General features: G+C 66.4%; 14 protein-coding genes. 10 read left to right on the top strand and 4 right to left on the bottom strand.

Annotated features, from left to right (window positions below; genetic code table 11):
• Positions 1–142 precede the first annotated feature (142 nt).
• Positions 143–1,819: a DNA repair protein RecN gene (gene recN, locus UB43_RS25180; protein WP_045216720.1), complete on the top strand. Its 1,677-nt coding sequence runs from the start codon at positions 143–145 to the stop codon at positions 1,817–1,819.
• Positions 1,820–1,984: 165 nt separating this feature from the next.
• On the opposite strand, the gene fur is transcribed toward recN, so the two are convergent.
• Positions 1,985–2,389 carry a ferric iron uptake transcriptional regulator gene (gene fur, locus UB43_RS25175; protein WP_009613072.1) on the bottom strand — a complete coding sequence of 135 codons (405 nt, stop codon included), beginning with the start codon at positions 2,387–2,389 and terminating at the stop codon, positions 1,985–1,987.
• 96 nt (positions 2,390–2,485) lie between these two features.
• On the opposite strand from fur, the gene UB43_RS25170 reads away from it, so the two are divergent.
• On the top strand, positions 2,486–3,022 hold the full coding sequence (locus UB43_RS25170) for an outer membrane protein assembly factor BamE (protein WP_045216715.1): 537 nt from the start codon (positions 2,486–2,488) through the stop codon (positions 3,020–3,022).
• 88 nt (positions 3,023–3,110) lie between these two features.
• On the opposite strand, the gene UB43_RS25165 is transcribed toward UB43_RS25170, so the two are convergent.
• Both UB43_RS25165 and UB43_RS25160 read right to left on the bottom strand, forming a co-directional pair.
• The gene (locus UB43_RS25165; protein ID WP_045216713.1) at positions 3,111–3,419 is read right to left on the bottom strand and encodes an RnfH family protein; all 309 of its coding nucleotides are present in this window, start codon (positions 3,417–3,419) and stop codon (positions 3,111–3,113) included.
• Positions 3,412–3,846, bottom strand: a complete 435-nt coding sequence (locus UB43_RS25160; RefSeq protein ID WP_045216710.1) for a type II toxin-antitoxin system RatA family toxin — start codon at positions 3,844–3,846, stop codon at positions 3,412–3,414. The genes UB43_RS25165 and UB43_RS25160 overlap by 8 nt, the downstream gene beginning before the upstream one ends.
• A gap of 154 nt (positions 3,847–4,000) precedes the next feature.
• On the opposite strand from UB43_RS25160, the gene smpB reads away from it, so the two are divergent.
• The gene (gene smpB, locus UB43_RS25155; protein WP_017518965.1) at positions 4,001–4,480 is read left to right on the top strand and encodes an SsrA-binding protein SmpB; all 480 of its coding nucleotides are present in this window, start codon (positions 4,001–4,003) and stop codon (positions 4,478–4,480) included.
• Between the two features lie 36 nt (positions 4,481–4,516).
• Here the strand turns inward: smpB and UB43_RS25150 are convergent, their stop codons facing one another.
• A complete protein-coding gene (locus UB43_RS25150; RefSeq protein ID WP_045216708.1) occupies positions 4,517–5,293 on the bottom strand; it encodes an FCD domain-containing protein in 777 nt (258 codons plus the stop codon).
• Positions 5,294–5,648: 355 nt separating this feature from the next.
• Between UB43_RS25150 and UB43_RS25145 the strand changes: the two genes are divergently transcribed.
• The 7 genes from UB43_RS25145 (at position 5,649) to UB43_RS25115 (ending at position 17,685) form a co-directional block, all read left to right on the top strand.
• The gene (locus UB43_RS25145) at positions 5,649–7,325 is read left to right on the top strand and encodes a lactate permease LctP family transporter (RefSeq protein WP_045216706.1); all 1,677 of its coding nucleotides are present in this window, start codon (positions 5,649–5,651) and stop codon (positions 7,323–7,325) included.
• Between the two features lie 155 nt (positions 7,326–7,480).
• Positions 7,481–8,626, top strand: coding sequence for an FMN-dependent L-lactate dehydrogenase LldD (gene lldD, locus UB43_RS25140; protein WP_045216703.1), 1,146 nt, complete (start codon positions 7,481–7,483; stop codon positions 8,624–8,626).
• Positions 8,627–8,798: 172 nt separating this feature from the next.
• A complete protein-coding gene (locus UB43_RS25135) occupies positions 8,799–11,630 on the top strand; it encodes an FAD-binding and (Fe-S)-binding domain-containing protein (RefSeq protein ID WP_045216700.1) in 2,832 nt (943 codons plus the stop codon).
• A 192-nt stretch (positions 11,631–11,822) separates the two neighbouring features.
• Positions 11,823–12,500 (top strand): response regulator, encoded by a 678-nt coding sequence (locus UB43_RS25130; protein ID WP_045216698.1) that lies wholly within the window; start codon positions 11,823–11,825, stop codon positions 12,498–12,500.
• Complete coding sequence (locus UB43_RS25125) at positions 12,497–13,900, top strand: HAMP domain-containing sensor histidine kinase (RefSeq protein ID WP_045216696.1); 1,404 nt, start codon at positions 12,497–12,499, stop codon at positions 13,898–13,900. The genes UB43_RS25130 and UB43_RS25125 overlap by 4 nt, the downstream gene beginning before the upstream one ends.
• An 83-nt stretch (positions 13,901–13,983) precedes the next feature.
• Complete coding sequence (locus UB43_RS25120) at positions 13,984–14,250, top strand: hypothetical protein (RefSeq protein WP_045216694.1); 267 nt, start codon at positions 13,984–13,986, stop codon at positions 14,248–14,250.
• A 150-nt stretch (positions 14,251–14,400) separates the two neighbouring features.
• Positions 14,401–17,685, top strand: a complete 3,285-nt coding sequence (locus UB43_RS25115) for a carboxyl transferase domain-containing protein (RefSeq protein ID WP_045216691.1) — start codon at positions 14,401–14,403, stop codon at positions 17,683–17,685.
• Positions 17,686–17,690 lie beyond the last annotated feature (5 nt).

The raw sequence follows: 17,690 nt of genomic DNA, 5'->3' as shown, positions 1-17,690 counted from the left end.
CGGCTCTGCCGTGTATATGGGGTGCGTTTTTTTTACTTCAAGGGCCTTGACCCCAAGGACCAACCAGCAGGCGACAAGGGAGAATTGCCAGCCGCAAAAAATACTGTATAAATAAACAGACCTTTCTGCGGAGCCGCCGCCCATGCTGGTTCATCTGTCCGTGCACAACTACGCCATCGTCGAGCACCTCGATCTCGAGCTCGCCGCCGGCATGACCGTGATCACCGGCGAAACCGGCGCCGGCAAGTCGATCATGCTCGACGCCCTCGGCCTCGCCCTGGGTGACCGCGCCGACAGCGGCGTGGTACGCCCCGGCTCCGACAAGGCAGACATTCTCGCCAGCTTCGATGTCAGCGCGATTGCCGAGGCCCGCGACTGGCTCGCCGAGCGCGACCTGGAGCAGGACGGCCCGTGCATCCTGCGCCGGGTGATCACCGCCGAAGGCCGCTCCCGCGCCTATATCAACGGCACGCCCTGCCCGCTGGGCGACCTCAAGCACCTGGGCGAACTGCTGATCGACATCCACAGCCAGCACGAACACCAGTCGCTGCTCAAGGCCGACACCCATCGCCGCCTGCTCGACGAATTCGCCGGCAGCCAGGACCTGGCGCGCCAGGTGCACCTCGCCGCGCAACGCTGGAAGCAGACCCGCCAGGAGCTGGACCGCCTGTCGCGCAACGGCGACGAACAACGCGCCCGCCACCAGTTGCTCAGCTACCAGCTGGAGGAACTGGAAAACCTCGGCCTGGGTGATAACGAACTGGAGTCGCTGGAGGCCGAACACAAGACCCAGAGCAACGCCGGCAGCCTGATTGCCGCCTGCCGCCAGGTCGTCGAATTGTGCAGTGAAAGCGATGCCGGCAACGTGCTGTCCGCGCTGACCTCCAGCCTCAACCGCCTCACCGCCTTCCCGAGCCAGCCGGCTGCATTGGGCGAAGCGGTGAACCTGCTGTCCAGCGCGCAGATCCAGGTGGAGGAAGCCATCGGCGAGCTGAACCGCTTCGTCGACCACTTCGACGCCGACCCTCTGCGCCTGCAGCAGCTGGAAGAGCGCATGGACGCCATCTATAGCCTCGCGCGCAAGCACCGCGTGCAGCCCCACGAGCTGCAGGATCTGCAGCAACGCCTGCTGGACGAACTGGAGGCGCTGAACGCCGACGACGAAGCCGTGGAGCGCCTGGGCGACGAACTGGCCGCCTTCGCCCGCCACTATCAGGAGAAGGCCGACGAACTCCGCCAGATTCGCCGCGACGCAGCCCCGAAACTGGCCAAGGCCGTGGAAGTTGAAATACAGCGCCTGGGCATGCCCGGCGGTCGTTTCGCCATCGAGTTGCGCGACGCCGCCTCCGACGAGCCGCAGATGAATGGGCTGGAGCAGCTGGAGTTCCTGGTCAGCGCCAACCCCGGCCAGCCGATGAAAGGCCTGGCCAAGGTCGCTTCGGGCGGCGAATTGTCACGCATCAGCCTGGCGATCCAGGTGATCACCGCCCAGACCTCGCGCATCCCCACGCTGGTCTTCGACGAAGTGGACGTCGGCATCGGCGGACCCACCGCCGAAGTGGTCGGCCAGTTGCTGCGCCGCCTCGGTGATCGCGGCCAGGTGCTCACCGTCACCCACCTGCCGCAGGTTGCAGCCCAGGGCCACCAGCACCTGTTCGTGCACAAGGACCGCGACACCAGCGAAACCCGCACCGCCGTGGCCAACCTGAAGAAGGCCGAGCGCATCGAGGAAATCGCCCGCATGCTTGGCGGTGTGGACCTGACCAAGGAATCCCTGGCCCACGCCCGCAAGATGGTGGATTCGGCCGTACAAGGCTGATCCCCCCCCAAGCACCTTGGCCCTCTTGTAGGAGCGAGCTTGCTCGCGAACCGCTTGGCACTGAGGCAACCGGGCAACTTGTTCGCGAGCAAGCTCGCTCCTACAAAAGAACCGCACAAACGAAAACGGCGACCCGAAGGTCGCCGTTTCTGCATCCGCGTGCGCTTATTTCTTCTTGCGCACGTAGAGCACCAGGTTGTGATCGACGAGCTCGAAGCCGCGCTCCTTGACGATCTCCTTCTGGCGTTTCTCGATTTCCGAGTCCATGAACTCGATGACTTCGCCGGTATCGACGCAGACCATGTGGTCATGGTGACCGCTGTCGGCCAGTTCGAAGACGGCATGACCGCCATCGAAGTTGTGGCGCACCACCAGGCCGGCGGCTTCGAACTGGGTCAGGACGCGGTAGACGGTGGCCAGACCGACGTCTTCACCCGCCTCCATCAGCGCTTTGTAAACATCCTCTGCGCTCATGTGGCGCTGCTCGGCGGAATCGAGCATCTGGAGGATCTTGACGCGCGGCAGTGTGACCTTAAGTCCGGCTTTGCGCAGTTCGCTATTTTCAACCATGTGTGCTTTCTCGGCGCGGAATGCTTCGCAGCATCTCTCAATACAGGTATGATCGGGATTTCGTCGCTCAGCCAAGATAGTGGAAGTCACCCCTTGATGCAAAACGCCAAGCTCATGCTGACCAGTCTCGCTTTCGGGCTGGGACTCGCCGCACTCGCCGGTTGCTCGTTCCCGGGGGTCTACAAGATCGACATCCAGCAGGGCAACGTTGTAACGCAGGATATGATAGACCAGTTGAAGCCCGGAATGACCCGGCGCCAAGTGCGGTTTATCATGGGCAACCCCCTGATCGTGGACACCTTCCACCCCAATCGCTGGGACTACCTCTACAGCATCCAACCCGGCGGCGGTCAGCGCCAGCAGGAGCGCATGAGCCTGTACTTCGGCGAAAACGACCAGTTGGTCGGCCTGAATGGCGACTTCATGCCCGGCGTCAGCCGCGACGAGTCGATCCTCGGCAAGGAAGGCACCCCGGCTACCACGCCGTCGCAGCCGACCCAGCAGCAGCCCGAACAGCCCAAGGAAGAACCGGCCAAGCCCGGCTCCGTGGAAGAGCAGATCCAGAAGGAAGTCGACCAGGTGGAAACCGTGCCGATCCCGACTCCGGAACCGCTGGACAAGAATCCGCAGTAAGGGATTCGCTCCAACGAAAAAGCCCGGCCAGTGCCGGGCTTTTTGTTGCCTGCGATTTCATCGCACGGCAATCAGCATCGCACAGGGGTCAGCCGCGCGCCGCCTTGGCCCGTGCGGCCCGCTGCTTGCGCACTTCCTTGGGATCGACGATCAGCGGACGGTAGATTTCCACCCGCTCGCCCTCCTCCAGCACACGCTCCTCGGGCGTGGCCACCGCCTTGCCGAAGATACCCAGCGGGCAGCCCTGCACATCCAGGCCGGGAAATTGCGCGACGATGCCCGACAGCAACACCGCCTCGCGCATCCGCGTGCCGCGCGGAACACTCAGGCGCAGCAGCACCTGCTTCTCCGGCAACGCGTAGACGACCTCGATGGCGATGCTCGCGGATTCAGCCATGCAACTGCTTGGCGCGTTGGCAGAAGGCATCGACCATGGTGTTCGCCGCCTGGGTGAACAGCGGGCCGAGGGTGGCTTTCACCAGGGCGCCGGCATAGTCGAAGGTCAGGTCGAGGGAAATCTTGCAGGCCTTGTCGCCCAGCGCCTTGAAAGTCCACACGCCATGCAGCTGGGTGAACGGGCCTTCCTCAAGGTTCATCTCGATACTCTGCCCCGGCACCAGCACGTTACGGGTGGTGAAGCGCTGGGTGATGCTGCCCTTGGCCACGGTCAGCTCGGCGCGCATGGCGGTATCGCTTTCCTCCAGCACGGTGGAGGCGGAACACCAGGGCAGGAACTCCGGGTAGCGCGCCACATCGTTGACCAGGTCGTACAGCGCCTTCGCCGGATAGGGCAGCAGCGCCGAACGCTGGATATGCGTGCTCATAGACGTCTCGCTTGGTTGTAGGGCGTTTCATACGCCCGCTGCTCAAAAAAACAGCGCGCATTGTCCGAGATTAGCCACACACCCTCAAGCTTGCATGCCGTCGCATGCTGTCCCGATAGCGGCGCGGCGAGCGACTCCCTATAATGCGCGGCCTATGGCTAAACAGAAGAAACACCCTTCGGGGACCATCGCGCAGAACAAGAAGGCTCTGCACGACTACTTCATCGAGCAGCGCTTCGAGGCGGGCGTCGCCCTGGCCGGCTGGGAAGTGAAAAGCCTGCGCGCCGGCAAGGCGCAGCTGGTGGACAGCTACGTGCTGCTCAAGGATGGCGAAGCCTGGCTGCTGGGCAGCCACATCACGCCGCTGACCACTGCCAGCACCCACGTCATCGCCGACCCGGTGCGCACGCGCAAACTGCTGCTGCACAAGCGCGAGCTGGGCAAGCTGTTCGGTGCCGTGCAGCAAAAAGGCTACGCCTGCGTCGCGCTGTCGATGTACTGGAAGAAGCACCTGATCAAGTGCGAGATCGCACTGGCCAAGGGCAAGAAAGAGTACGACAAGCGCGGCACCGAGAAGGAGCGTGACTCCGACCGGGAAATCCAGCGCGCCATCCGTCACGGCAAGGACGACTGAGCCCCTACGCGCCCTCCTGCGAGGGCGCGTTGCCGGTCAAGCGTCCACCGCGCCCTGGCGCCGCTGTGCCCGTTGCAGGCGCAGTTCCTTCGCCTGCACCTCGGCCAGCACTTCCTGCACGTAGTCGATGTGTCGCTGGGAAATCTCCCGCGCCGCTTCCGCGTGCCCGCCGATAATCGCTTCGTACAACTCTCGGTGCTGGCGCATCAGCTGCTCGCGGGTTTCGTCGCGCTGCGCGTACATCCCGCCGATATTGGTCACCACGTTGCGCTTGAGCAGGTCGAACAGCCCGCGGATGGTGTGCAGCAGCACAGCGTTGTGGCTGGCCTCGGCGATGGCCAGGTGGAAGGCTGCGTCTGCCGCGCCCTCTTCCGCACGGCTCACCTTTCCAACACGCTGGTAGCAATCCTGCAGCGCATCGAAGGCCTGCTTCAGGCGCTGATGATCCACCTCGGTCGCGCGCTGCGCCGCGTAGTAGGCACAGGAGCCTTCCAGGGTGTGGCGAAATTCCAGCAGATCGCGCTGCGCCTCCGGGTTGCTTTCCAGCAGGTGCAGCAATGGATCGCTGAACATCGAGCCCAACCCCTCGCTGACATAGTTGCCACCACCCTGGCGACTGACCAGCAACCCTTTGGCGCCGAGCTTCTGGATCGCCTCGCGCAGTGAGGGCCGCGATACGCCGAACTGCTCGGCCAGCACGCGCTCGGCTGGCAGCCGCTCGCCGGCCTTGAGAGTGCCCTCGAGGATCATCGCCTCCAGCCGCTCGACGATGTCGTCCGACAAACGGCGCTGCTTGACCTGACCAAAACTCATCTTCGTGAACTCCCTCGCCCTCTCACCCTGAGCCGCGCTCCAGGCGCGCCCAGCACAGCGCGCGGCAGCCTACCCAGTGGCGCCGCCGGCAACAAGACCAACGCACGCTCCCGAGCGCCCTCGACAAAAGTCGCAGAGCAGCAAATTGACACGCCGCCAGCAGGGCTTTTACCCTGAGCGCTCGGCTTTGTAAATTGGTCTTACCAATTTACCGGAAGTCGGATTGCACGACAACAGGTTCACAAAAACTTAAGCCGCGATCAGTCGACCGTCTGCCCATGCGCCACAAGCGCACCGGAATCGCCCGACCGGCAACCAGGCCCTCCACCCAAAAACAATTAGGGAGCCAACACAGATGCAAACCTGGCAGCAGATCTATACCCCGCTCGGCAGCCTCGGCCTGTCCGCGCTGGTCGCCGTCATCCCGATCGTGTTCTTCTTCCTCGCCCTCGCCGTGTTCCGCCTCAAGGGCCACGTCGCCGGCAGCATCACCCTCGCCCTCTCGATCATCATCGCCATCGCCGCGTTCGGCATGCCCGCCGACATGGCCATCGCCGCTGCCGGCTATGGCTTCGCCTACGGCCTGTGGCCGATCGCCTGGATCATCGTCGCGGCGGTGTTCCTCTACAAGCTCACGGTCAAGAGTGGCCAGTTCGAGGTGATCCGCAGCTCGGTGCTGTCGATCACCGGCGACCAGCGCCTGCAGGTGCTGCTGATCGGCTTCTCCTTCGGCGCGTTCCTCGAAGGTGCGGCCGGCTTCGGCGCGCCGGTGGCGATCACCGCCGCCCTGCTCGTCGGCCTGGGCTTCAACCCGCTTTACGCCGCGGGCCTGTGCCTGATCGCCAACACCGCGCCGGTCGCCTTCGGCGCCCTGGGTATCCCGATCATCGTCGCGGGCCAGGTCACCGGCATCGACGCCTTCAAGATCGGCGCCATGACCGGCCGCCAACTGCCCTTCCTGTCGATCCTCGTGCCGTTCTGGCTGGTGTTCATGATGGACGGCCTCAAGGGCGTGAAGGAAACCTGGCCGGCCGCCCTGGTCGCCGGCGGCAGCTTCGCCATCACCCAGTACTTCACCTCCAACTTCATCGGCCCGGAACTGCCGGACATCACCTCCGCCCTGGTCAGCCTGATTTCCCTGACCCTGTTCCTGAAGGTCTGGCAACCCGCCAGCGAGCGTGAAGTGGTCGCCGCCGCCGGCGGCGCCGCTGTCCTGGGCGGCAACGGCCCGCGCAGCGCCGAGCCGACGCCCTACAACTTCGGCGAAATCCTCAAGGCCTGGTCGCCCTTCCTGGTGCTCACCGTGCTGGTCACCATCTGGACCCTGAAGCCTTTCAAGGCGCTCTTCGCTCCGGGCGGCGCGCTGTACAACCTGGTGTTCAACTTCGCCATCCCGCACCTGGACCAGCTGGTGGTGAAGACCGCGCCCATCGTCGCCAACCCGACGCCGATTGCCGCCGTGTTCAAACTGGACCCGGTCTCGGCCACCGGCACCGCGATCTTCCTCTCCGCCGTGATCTCGATGTTCGTCCTGCGTATCAGCGCGAAAACTGGTCTGACCACCTTCAAGGAGACCCTGGTCGAGCTGAAGTGGCCGATCCTCTCCATCGGCATGGTGCTGGCCTTCGCCTTCGTCACCAACTACTCGGGCATGTCCACCACCCTGGCGCTGGTGCTGGCCGGCACCGGCGCGGCGTTCCCGTTCTTCTCGCCGTTCCTCGGCTGGCTGGGTGTGTTCCTGACCGGCTCGGACACCTCCTCCAACGCCCTGTTCAGCTCGCTGCAGTCCACCACCGCGCACCAGATCGGGGTCAACGACACCCTGCTGGTGGCCGCCAATACCAGCGGCGGCGTGACCGGCAAGATGATCTCGCCGCAGTCCATCGCCGTGGCCTGCGCCGCGACCGGCATGGTCGGCAAGGAATCCGACCTGTTCCGCTTCACCCTCAAGCACAGCCTGATGTTCGCCGCCCTGGTGGGTCTGATCACCCTGGCCCAGGCCTATATCTTCACCGGCATGCTGGTTCACTGACCGTGCGCTGATCGGCTGCGCGTCGGCGATACTGCGTTGGAAATGGCCTCGGGATGCTCACCTACAGTTGTAGGCTCCGCTCCCTCGGCCATTTCCGCCTTGTCTCGCTCTAGCTCGCTCGATCCAACACTTTTCTCTCAAAACGGAAGAGCCCAATGATCATCTCTGCCTCTACCGACTACCGCGCCGCGGCCCAACGCAAGCTGCCGCCGTTCCTCTTCCACTACGCCGACGGCGGCGCCTACGCCGAGCGTACCCTGCGCAACAACGTCGACGACCTGGCCAACATCGCCCTGCGCCAGCGCGTGCTGAAGAACATGTCTGAACTGAGCCTGGAGACGAAGCTGTTCGACGAAGCGTTGAGCATGCCCATCGCCCTGGCCCCTGTCGGCCTGACCGGCATGTATGCCCGCCGCGGCGAGGTGCAGGCAGCCCGCGCGGCGGCTGCGAAAGGCATTCCGTTCACGATGTCGACGGTGTCGGTCTGCCCCATCGAGGAAGTCGCCCCGGCCATCGACCGGCCCATGTGGTTCCAGCTCTATGTGCTGAAGGATCGCGGCTTCATGCGCAACGCCCTGGAGCGCGCCAAGGCCGCCGGCGTGAAGACCCTGGTATTCACCGTCGACATGCCGGTGCCCGGCGCCCGCTACCGTGACGCCCACTCCGGCATGAGCGGCCCGAACGCGCCGCTGCGTCGCGTCTGGCAGGCCATGACCCACCCACAGTGGGCGCTTGACGTCGGCCTGCTGGGCAAGCCCCACGACCTGGGCAACATCTCCAAGTACCGCGGCAACCCCACGGGCCTGGCCGACTACATCGGCTGGCTGGGTGCCAACTTCGACCCGTCCATCTCCTGGAAGGACCTGGAGTGGATCCGTGAGTTCTGGGACGGCCCGATGATCATCAAGGGCATTCTCGATCCGGAAGATGCCAAGGACGCGGTGAAATTCGGCGCCGACGGCATCGTCGTGTCCAACCACGGCGGCCGCCAGCTCGACGGCGTGCTCTCCAGCGCCCGCGCCCTGCCGGCCATCGCCGATGCCGTGAAAGGCGACCTGAAGATCCTTGCCGATTCCGGCATCCGCAACGGCCTGGACGTGGTGCGCATGATTGCCCTGGGCGCGGACACCGTGCTCATCGGTCGCGCCTTCCTCTACGCCCTGGCAACCCACGGCGAAGCCGGCGTGAAGAACCTGCTGGACCTGTTCGAGAAGGAAATGCGCGTGGCCATGGTGCTCACCGGCGCCAAGACCATCGGCGAAATCAGCCGTGATTCGCTGGTGCGCGAATTCGGTCGATAACAGCTTTTCCTGTAGGAGCGAGCTTGCTCGCGAACCTGCCAGCCCCGTGCCCACCCGGTTCGCGAGCAAGCTCGCTCCTACAAGTGAACGCACACCTTGGTGCGTTCGAATCCAAAAGAACACCGATGGGCCGTCCAGCGGTCCACGCTCACCGATGATGACTGGAGCCGCCATGAGCCTCCCTGCCGCTTTCCTCGACACGGTAGAACACCTGATCCCCCGCGAGCGCCGCTTCGACGATCCGCTCTCGACCCTGGCCTTCGGCACCGACGCCAGCTTCTACCGGCTGATCCCCAAGCTGGTGATCCGCGTCGAGAGCGAAGACGAAGTCGCCACCCTGCTCAAGGCCGCCCACGCCAATCAGGTGGCGGTGACCTTCCGCGCCGCCGGCACCAGCCTCTCCGGCCAGGCCGTGAGCGACTCGGTGCTGCTGGTGCTGGGCGACAACTGGAACGGCCGCGATATACGCGACGGTGGCACGCAGATTCGCCTGCAGCCTGGCGTCATAGGCGCCCAGGCCAACGCCTGGCTGGCACCCTTCGGCCGCAAGATCGGCCCGGACCCGGCCTCGATCAATGCCTGCAAGATCGGCGGCATCGTCGCCAACAATGCCAGCGGCATGTGCTGCGGCACGGCGCAGAACAGCTACCACACCCTGGCTGGCATGCGCCTGCTGCTGGCCGATGGCACCCTGCTGGACAGCGAGTTGCCCGACAGCCTCGCGGCTTTCCGCGAAAGCCATGGCGCACTGCTCGAGCAGCTCGCCGAACTGGGTCGGCAGACCCGCGCCAACACCGAACTGGCCGCGAAAATCCGCCACAAGTACCGCCTGAAGAACACCACCGGGCTGTCACTCAATGCCCTGGTCGACTACGACGAGCCGCTGGATATCCTCACCCACCTGATGGTCGGTTCCGAGGGCACCCTGGGCTTCATCAGCGCAGTGACCTACGACACCGTGCCGGACCACCCGAACAAGGCCAGCGCGCTGATCGTCTTCCCCGACGTGGCGACCTGCTGCAAGGCCGTGACCGTGCTCAAGCAGCAGCCAGTGTCCGCCGTGGAGCTGCTGGATCGCCGCAGCCTGCGCTCGGTGGAGAACATGCAGGGCATGCCTGTCTGGGTGAAAAGCCTCTCCGAAGGCGCCTGCGCGCTGCTCATCGAATCCCGCGCGGCAACCCAGTCGCTGCTGCACGAACAGCTCGCGCAGATCAGCGTTTCCATCGCCGGTTACCCGGTGGAGAAGCAAGTCGACTTCAGCGAAGACCCGGTGGTCTACAACCAGCTCTGGCGCATCCGCAAGGACACCTTCCCGGCCGTCGGCGCGGTACGCGAGACCGGCACCACGGTGATCATCGAGGACGTCACCTTCCCCGTCGAACAGCTGGCCGAAGGCGTGAACCGCCTGATCGAGCTGTTCGACAAGCACGGCTACGACGAAGCCATCCTGTTCGGCCATGCGCTGGAAGGAAACCTGCACTTCGTCTTCACCCAGGGCTTCGAGTCGCCTGAACAGATCGCGCGCTACTCGGCCTTCATGGACGACGTCGCGCACCTGGTCGCCGTGGAATACGGCGGCTCGCTCAAGGCCGAGCACGGCACCGGGCGCAACATGGCGCCCTTCGTCGAGCTGGAATGGGGCCATGACGCCTACCAGCTGATGTGGCAGTTGAAGCGCCTGCTCGACCCCACCGGCATCCTCAACCCCGGCGTGGTGCTGACCGACGATCCGCAGCTGCACCTGAAGAACCTCAAGCCGCTGCCGGCCGCCGACGAGATCGTCGACAAGTGCATCGAGTGCGGCTTCTGCGAGCCGGTCTGCCCGTCCAAGGGGCTGACCCTCAGCCCACGCCAGCGCATCGTGATGTGGCGTGATATCCAGGCGAAGCGCCGCGCCGGCATCGACACCACCGAACTGGAGCGCGACTACCAGTACCAGGGCATCGACACCTGCGCCGCCACCGGCCTGTGTGCCCAGCGCTGCCCGGTGAACATCAACACGGGCGAACTGATCAAGAAGCTGCGCGGCGAAGAAGCACAGCATGCCGGCACCGCCACCTGGCTCGCGCGCCACTTCGCCACCGCCCTGAAGGGTGCAAAGCTCATGCTGCACGCCGCCAACGGTGCGCGCATGGTGCTCGGCGCGCCGCGCCTGGCTCGCCTCAGCGCTTCCATCAGCCATGCCAGCAAGGGCCGTGTGCCGCAGTGGACGCCGGCCATGCCGCAGCCCGTGCGCCTCGCAGCCACATCGCAGCCGGTGGATAACGGCAGGCCGCGCGTCGTCTACCTCACCGCCTGCGTGTCCCGCGCCATGGGCCCGGCGGCGGCGGACGAGGAGCAGATGCCGTTGATCGAGAAGACCCGCCAGTTGCTGGAGAAAGCCGGCTACCAGGTGGTTTTCCCGGACAACGCCGACAACCTCTGCTGCGGCCAGCCGTTCGCCTCCAAGGGCTACAAGGCGCAGGCCGACGCCAAGCGCGACGAGCTGCTCGCCGAATTGCTGCGGGCCAGCCGCGGCGGCCTCGACCCGATCTACTGCGACACCAGCCCCTGCACCCTGCGCCTGGTGCAGGAACTGGCCGACGACCGGCTGAAGATCTACGACCCGGTGAAGTTCATTCGCACCCATCTGGTCGAGCGCCTGGACTTCCAGCCGCAGGACAAGCCAGTGGCCGTGCACGTCACGTGCAGCACCCAGCACCTGGGCGAAAGCCAGGCGCTGATCGACCTGGTCAAGCGCTGCACCCGCGAGGTGGTGATCCCCGAGGGCATCCACTGCTGTGGTTTTGCCGGCGACAAGGGTTTCACCACGCCCGAGCTGAACGCGCACTCGCTGCGCACGCTCAAGGACGCGGTGCAGTATTGCGAAGAAGGCGTCTCCACCAGCCGCACCTGCGAGATCGGCCTGTCCGCCCATGGCGGCATCGACTACCGCGGCGTGGTCTACCTGGTGGATCGCGTGACCCGCGCTCGCCCGTCAGTCGGCCTGGCTTCTGGCGCCTAGCGTTCCGCTGGTGTCCGCCGCCCCTCCAGGCGGCGGACACCTTCTCCCCGCTCATCCCCGGCTTTCCGGCCCGTTTCCACGGGCCGCTCCAGTCTCACGGCCTTAACACCTCGTTAAGCGAGCGCTGTCACCCTCTGCCCTAACCGGATCACGCCAGCTATCCTGCTGCACAGGCCGGTGGAGGGGACCAAGATGAGAATCCTGTTGGCAGAAGACGACCAGTTGCTGGGCGATGGCATTCGCGCAGGGCTCGGTCTGGAAGGCGACACCGTGGACTGGGTGAGCGATGGCGTGGCCGCCGACCAGGCGCTGGCCACCGATGAGTTCGACCTGTTGGTCCTCGACCTCGGGCTGCCGCGCAAGGACGGCCTGGAAGTGCTGCGCGGGCTGCGCCGCCGCGGCGACCTGACGCCCGTGCTGATCCTCACCGCTCGCGACAAGGTGGCCGATCGCGTGGCCGGTCTGGACGCTGGCGCCGACGACTACCTGACCAAACCCTTCGACCTCGACGAACTGCTCGCCCGCGTCCGCGCCCTGACCCGCCGCCACACCGGCCGCGCCGCGCCCCTGCTGCAACACGGCGAACTGGCGCTGGACCCGGCCACCCACCAGGTCAGCCTGTCTGGCTCACCAGTGGACCTGGCTCCGCGCGAATACGCGCTGCTGCGCCTGCTCCTGGAGCAACGCGGCAAGGTGCTGTCCCGTGCCCGCCTGGTGGAAGCTCTCTACGGCTGGGACGGCGACCTGGAAAGCAATGCCATCGAAGTCCATATCCACCACCTGCGGCGCAAGCTGGGCAACAGCCTGATCCGCACTGTGCGCGGCATCGGCTACGGCATCGACCGCCCCGACGGCGCCGCACGAGCTTGAGCAGCGGGCCGCGCCGCGCCGGCTCCATCAGCCGACGCCTGCTGCTGACGCTGATTGGCGGTGTTTCCGTGCTGTGGCTGGTCGCCGGCCTGTTCACCTACCACCTGACCCGCGAGCAGGTGAACCGCCTCTACGACCAGGACATGATCGACTTCGGCCAGGCCGCCCTGAGCCTGATCGATGTCGCCGACGCGATAGATCCGCAGTCCAGCGACGCCATGGAAATCCTCGCACGCAGCCGCAAGGCCATCGAAGGGCTGCCGCTGATCCGCCGCGAGGCCACGCTGGGCTATGCCATCTGGTACCGCGGTCAGCCGCTGCTGGCCACCCACAAGCCGCCCAAGGGGATCGAGGCGCAGCCGCCAGGCTTCTCCGACCTGCTCAGCGGCGGGGTCAACTGGCGCGTGCTGCAAATGGCCACGACAGGCACCGACGAAGTGCGCATCTGGGTCTTCGAGGACCTGCACTACCGCCACAAGACCCTGCACCTGCTGCTGTTCAGCGCCCTTTTCCCGTTGCTGCTGGCCCTGCCGCTGTTCGGCGTGCTGGTCTGGTTCGGCGTTCGCCAGGGCCTGGCGCCGCTGCGCGGCCTGATCGAACAGGTGCACCAGCGCGGCGCCCACAGCCTCCACCCGCTGGCCCTGAGCCGCGCACCGGTGGAGGTGCACAGCCTGGTCAACGAACTGAACCTGCTGCTGGAGCGCCTGCATTCGGCGATGGAAGCCGAGCGCCGGCTGACCAGCGACGCCGCCCACGAAATCCGTACGCCGCTGGCCAGCCTGCGCACCCACGCCCAGGTGGCGCTACGCTCGTCCGACCCGGCCGCCCACGCCCACGGACTGCAGCAGGTCAGTCGCAGCGTCGAACGGATCAGCGCGCTGATGGAGCAGATTCTCCTGCTGGCGCGGCTCGATGCCGAAGAGCTGCACGAAATCTTCGCCCCGGTGGACCTGCGCCTGCTGGCCGAAGACACCATCGCCGATCTCGCGCCGCAGGCCATCGACAAGCAGATCGAGCTGACCCTCGATAGCCAGGAGGTCACGCTGCGGGGCGTAGCGGCGTGGCTCGGGCTGATGCTCACCAACCTGGTCGGCAACGCCCTGCGCTACACCCCCGATGGCGGCCGCGTGGCCGTCAGCCTGGAGAGCGCGAGCGACCGACTGACCCTCTGGGTGCGCGACAACGGCCCCGGCGTGGCGCCGGCCGAACAGGCGGCGATCTTCACCCGCTTCTACCGCAGCCCCAGCGTCGCCAGCAGCAGCGGCAGTGGGCTGGGCCTGCCCATCGTCAAGCGCATCGTGGAAATCCACCACGGACGCATTTCCCTGCACGAAGGGCTGGACGGCCGCGGCCTGGGCGTCTGCGTCGAACTTCCAACAACCGCCGGGCCGATTCTCTGAACCCCGCGTGAATCGTGGCAGTCCACCCTGTACGGCCCGCCCGTTCGGTCCGCGACAACGGTCAAGTTGACAGGAGTACTGCCATGAAACGTGCCGCCCTGCTCATTACAGCCGCCCTGCTGGCGTCGCCGGCTTTTGCCGCCGACCTGTGCAGCGACAATCTCCAGAAAGTCGACGATGCGGTGAAAACCGCCACCAACAACACCCAGGCCCAGGAGCAGGCCATGCGCCTGCAGGAAAAAGCCGCGCAGGCCCAGGCCGACGGCAACACCAAAGCCTGCATCGCGCAGACCGAAAAGGCCCTGCAACTGCTGAAGAAACACAGCGGTGACGGTGGAGCCAACGGTTGACCGCCCTCGTGGCGGTCGGTCGTTGGCCGGCCGCCACCCATAAAGCCGGCGAAGCCTTTGGCATTCGCGAGGCCGCAGTTCGTTCCCCCGCCCTGCCCGCTCCCTAAGATGTAGCGATTCCCGACCACAAGAACCACAACCGGAATCGCCATGCCCGTCACCCGCCTGCTCATCGCCAACCGTGGCGAGATCGCCATCCGCATTGCCCGTGCCGCCGCCGAGCTGGGCATCCAGACGCTGGCAATCTTCGCCGAGGACGACGCCACCTCGCTGCACACGCGCCAGGCCGACCAGGCCGCCGCCCTGAAAGGGCGCGGCGCCAGCGCCTATCTCGACCAGCAGCAGATCATCGACATCGCCCGGACCCAAGGCTGCGATGCGGTGCATCCGGGCTATGGCTTCCTTTCCGAGAACGCCGGCTTCGCCCGCCACTGCGAAGACGCCGGGCTCACTTTCGTCGGCCCTTCGGCGGACGTGCTCGACGTGTTTGGCGACAAGGCCCGCGCCCGCGACCTCGCCCGTGATCACGGCGTGGCGCTGGCCGCCGGCAGCAACAGCGCCACCTTGCTGGAAGACGCCGAACGCTTCTTCCGCGAGCTGCCCGCCGGCGCCGGCATGATGATCAAGGCCCTCGCCGGCGGCGGTGGACGCGGTATGCGCGCGGTGCGCAGCATCGAGGAAATCACCGACGCCTACGCCCGTTGCCAGGCCGAAGCCCGCGCGGCCTTCGGCGATGACCGTCTCTACGTCGAGCGCCTGATCCAGCGCGCCCGCCACATCGAGGTGCAGGTGATCGGCGACGGCCGCGTCGTCAGCCACCTGGGGGAGCGCGACTGCACCCTGCAGCGGCGCAACCAGAAGCTGCTGGAGATAGCCCCCAGCCCCAACCTGCATCCACGCCTGCGCGGTGCCATCCTCGCCGCCGCGGTGCGGCTGGCCGAAGCCGTGGACTATCGCGGCCTGGGCACCTTCGAGTTCCTGCTGGACGAAGACAGCGGCGACTTCGTGTTCATGGAAGCCAACCCGCGCCTGCAGGTGGAGCACACCATCACCGAAGCGGTGACCGGCATCGACCTGGTGCAGGCGCAACTGCGTATTGCCGCCGGCGCCAGCCTTGCCGAGCTGAACCTGACCCAGGCCGAGATTCCCGCGCCGCGCGGCCATGCCCTGCAACTGCGGATCAACCTGGAAAGCCTGGCCAGCGACGGCACACCCCACCTCGCCTGCGGTACCCTCAGCGCCTACGAGCCGCCCAGCGGCCCCGGCCTGCGCGTGGATGGCTACGGATACGCCGGCTACCGCAACAGCGCCGGCTACGACTCGCTGCTGGCCAAGCTGATCGTCCACGGCAACGGCGGTTATCCGCAGCTGGTACAGCGCGCCTACCGCGCGCTCTGCGAATTCCGCCTCGAGGGCGTGGCGAGCAACATCCCGCTGCTGCTCAATCTGCTGCGCCAGCGCGCGGTAGCGGACAACCAGGTCACCACCCGCTACATCGAAGAACACCTGCCCACGCTGCTGGGCGCTCAGGAGCACGCGCACCCGCATCGCTTCTTCAGCCACGCTGGCGTATCCGCGCAAGCCCAGCGCAGCAGCGAAGCGCCAGCCGGCTGCATCCCGCTCGCCGCACCCGGCGCGGGCGTGCTGGTCAGCCTGAGCGTGGCCACGGGCGACGGCGTTGCCCAGGGCCAGACCATCGCCGTCGTCGAGGCGATGAAGATGGAATTCGAGGTGAAAGCCAGCGCCAGCGGAATCGTCCACAGCCTCGCCGCCACGCCCGGCGACAGCCTCGGCGAGGGCGACCCGCTGCTGTTCGTCGAGCCAGCGGACATCCAGGCGCAGGACCATGAAAGCAGCGCTGCCATCGATCTCGACGCCATCCGCGCCGACCTCGCCGAAGTCCTCGAGCGCCACGCCATCGGCCTCGACGAACGCCGCCCGGACGCCGTCGCCAAGCGCCATCGGATCGGCAAGCGCACCACCCGCGAGAACCTGGCCGACCTGCTCGATGACGGCAGCTTCATCGAGTATGGCGCCCTGGCAATCGCTGCCCAGCGCCGGCGTCGCAGCGTCGACGACCTGATCGCCAGTAGCCCTGCCGACGGCCTGGTCAGCGGCCTGGGCAGCATCAACGCCGCGCAGTTCGGCGACGAAAAGGCTCGCTGCCTGGTGCTGGCCTACGACTACACGGTGTTTGCCGGCACCCAGGGCGTGATGAACCACAAGAAGACCGACCGCATGCTGCACCTCGCCGAACAATGGCGCATCCCGCTGGTGCTCTACGCGGAAGGCGGCGGCGGGCGTCCGGGCGACACCGACTTCGTCGGCGTGGCCGGGCTGGACAACATGAGCTTCGTCGGCCTGGCGCGGCTCTCCGGGCTGGTGCCGCTGGTGGGCGTGGTCTCCGGCCGCTGCTTCGCCGGCAACGCTGCCCTGCTGGGCTGTTGCGACGTGATCATCGCCACCCGCGATACCAGCCTGGGCATGGCCGGCCCGGCGATGATCGAAGGCGGCGGCCTGGGCAGGTTCGCCCCCGAGGAAGTCGGCCCCAGCGACGTGCAGAGCGCCAACGGCGTGATCGACGTACTGGTGGAAGACGAAGCCGAAGCCACGCGCATCGCGCGCCAATACCTCGCCTACTTCCAGGGCGACAGCGCCGACTGGCAGTGCGCCGACCAGCGCCTGCTGCGCCACGCCGTGCCGGAGAACCGCTTGCGCGTCTACGACATCCGCCAGGTCATCGAGCAACTGGCCGACAATGGCTCGGTGCTGGAGCTGCGCCGCCACTTCGCCGCCGGCATGATCACCGCGCTGGTGCGCATCGAAGGCAAACCCTTCGGCCTGATCGCCAACAACCCTATGCACCTGGGCGGCGCCATCGATGCCGAGGCCGGCGACAAGGCCGCGCGCTTCATGCAGCTGTGCGACGCCTTCGACCTGCCGATCATCTCGCTGTGCGACACCCCCGGCTTCATGGTCGGCCCGGAAGCGGAGAAGACCGGCACCGTGCGCCACGTCTCACGCATGTTCGTCACCGCCGCCAGTCTCAGCGTGCCGTTCTTCACCGTGGTGCTGCGCAAGGGCTACGGCCTTGGCGCACAAGCCATGGCCGCTGGCAGCTTCCACTCCGCGCTGTTCACCGTCGCCTGGCCCAGCGGCGAGTTCGGCGCCATGGGGCTGGAAGGGGCGATCCGCCTGGGCTACGCCAAGGAACTGGGCGCCATCGAGGACGCGCAGGAGCGGCAGAAGCTGTTCGACAAGCTGGTCGCCGCCGCCTACCGCAACGGCAAGGGGCTGAACATGGCGAGCTACCTGGAGATCGACGACGTCATCGACCCGGCCGACACCCGCCGCTGGTTGCTGCGCGGCCTGGCATCGACGCCCAAGCCCGCACCGCGCCAGGGGAAAAAGCGTCCACTGATCGATACCTGGTAGCACAT

Origin of the sequence: Pseudomonas sp. 21 (genome assembly GCF_000955805.1) — a bacterium.
Lineage (GTDB): Bacteria > Pseudomonadota > Gammaproteobacteria > Pseudomonadales > Pseudomonadaceae > Pseudomonas.
Note: the sequence above shows the minus strand (reverse complement) of the source record. Positions and strands in the feature narration are given on the sequence as shown.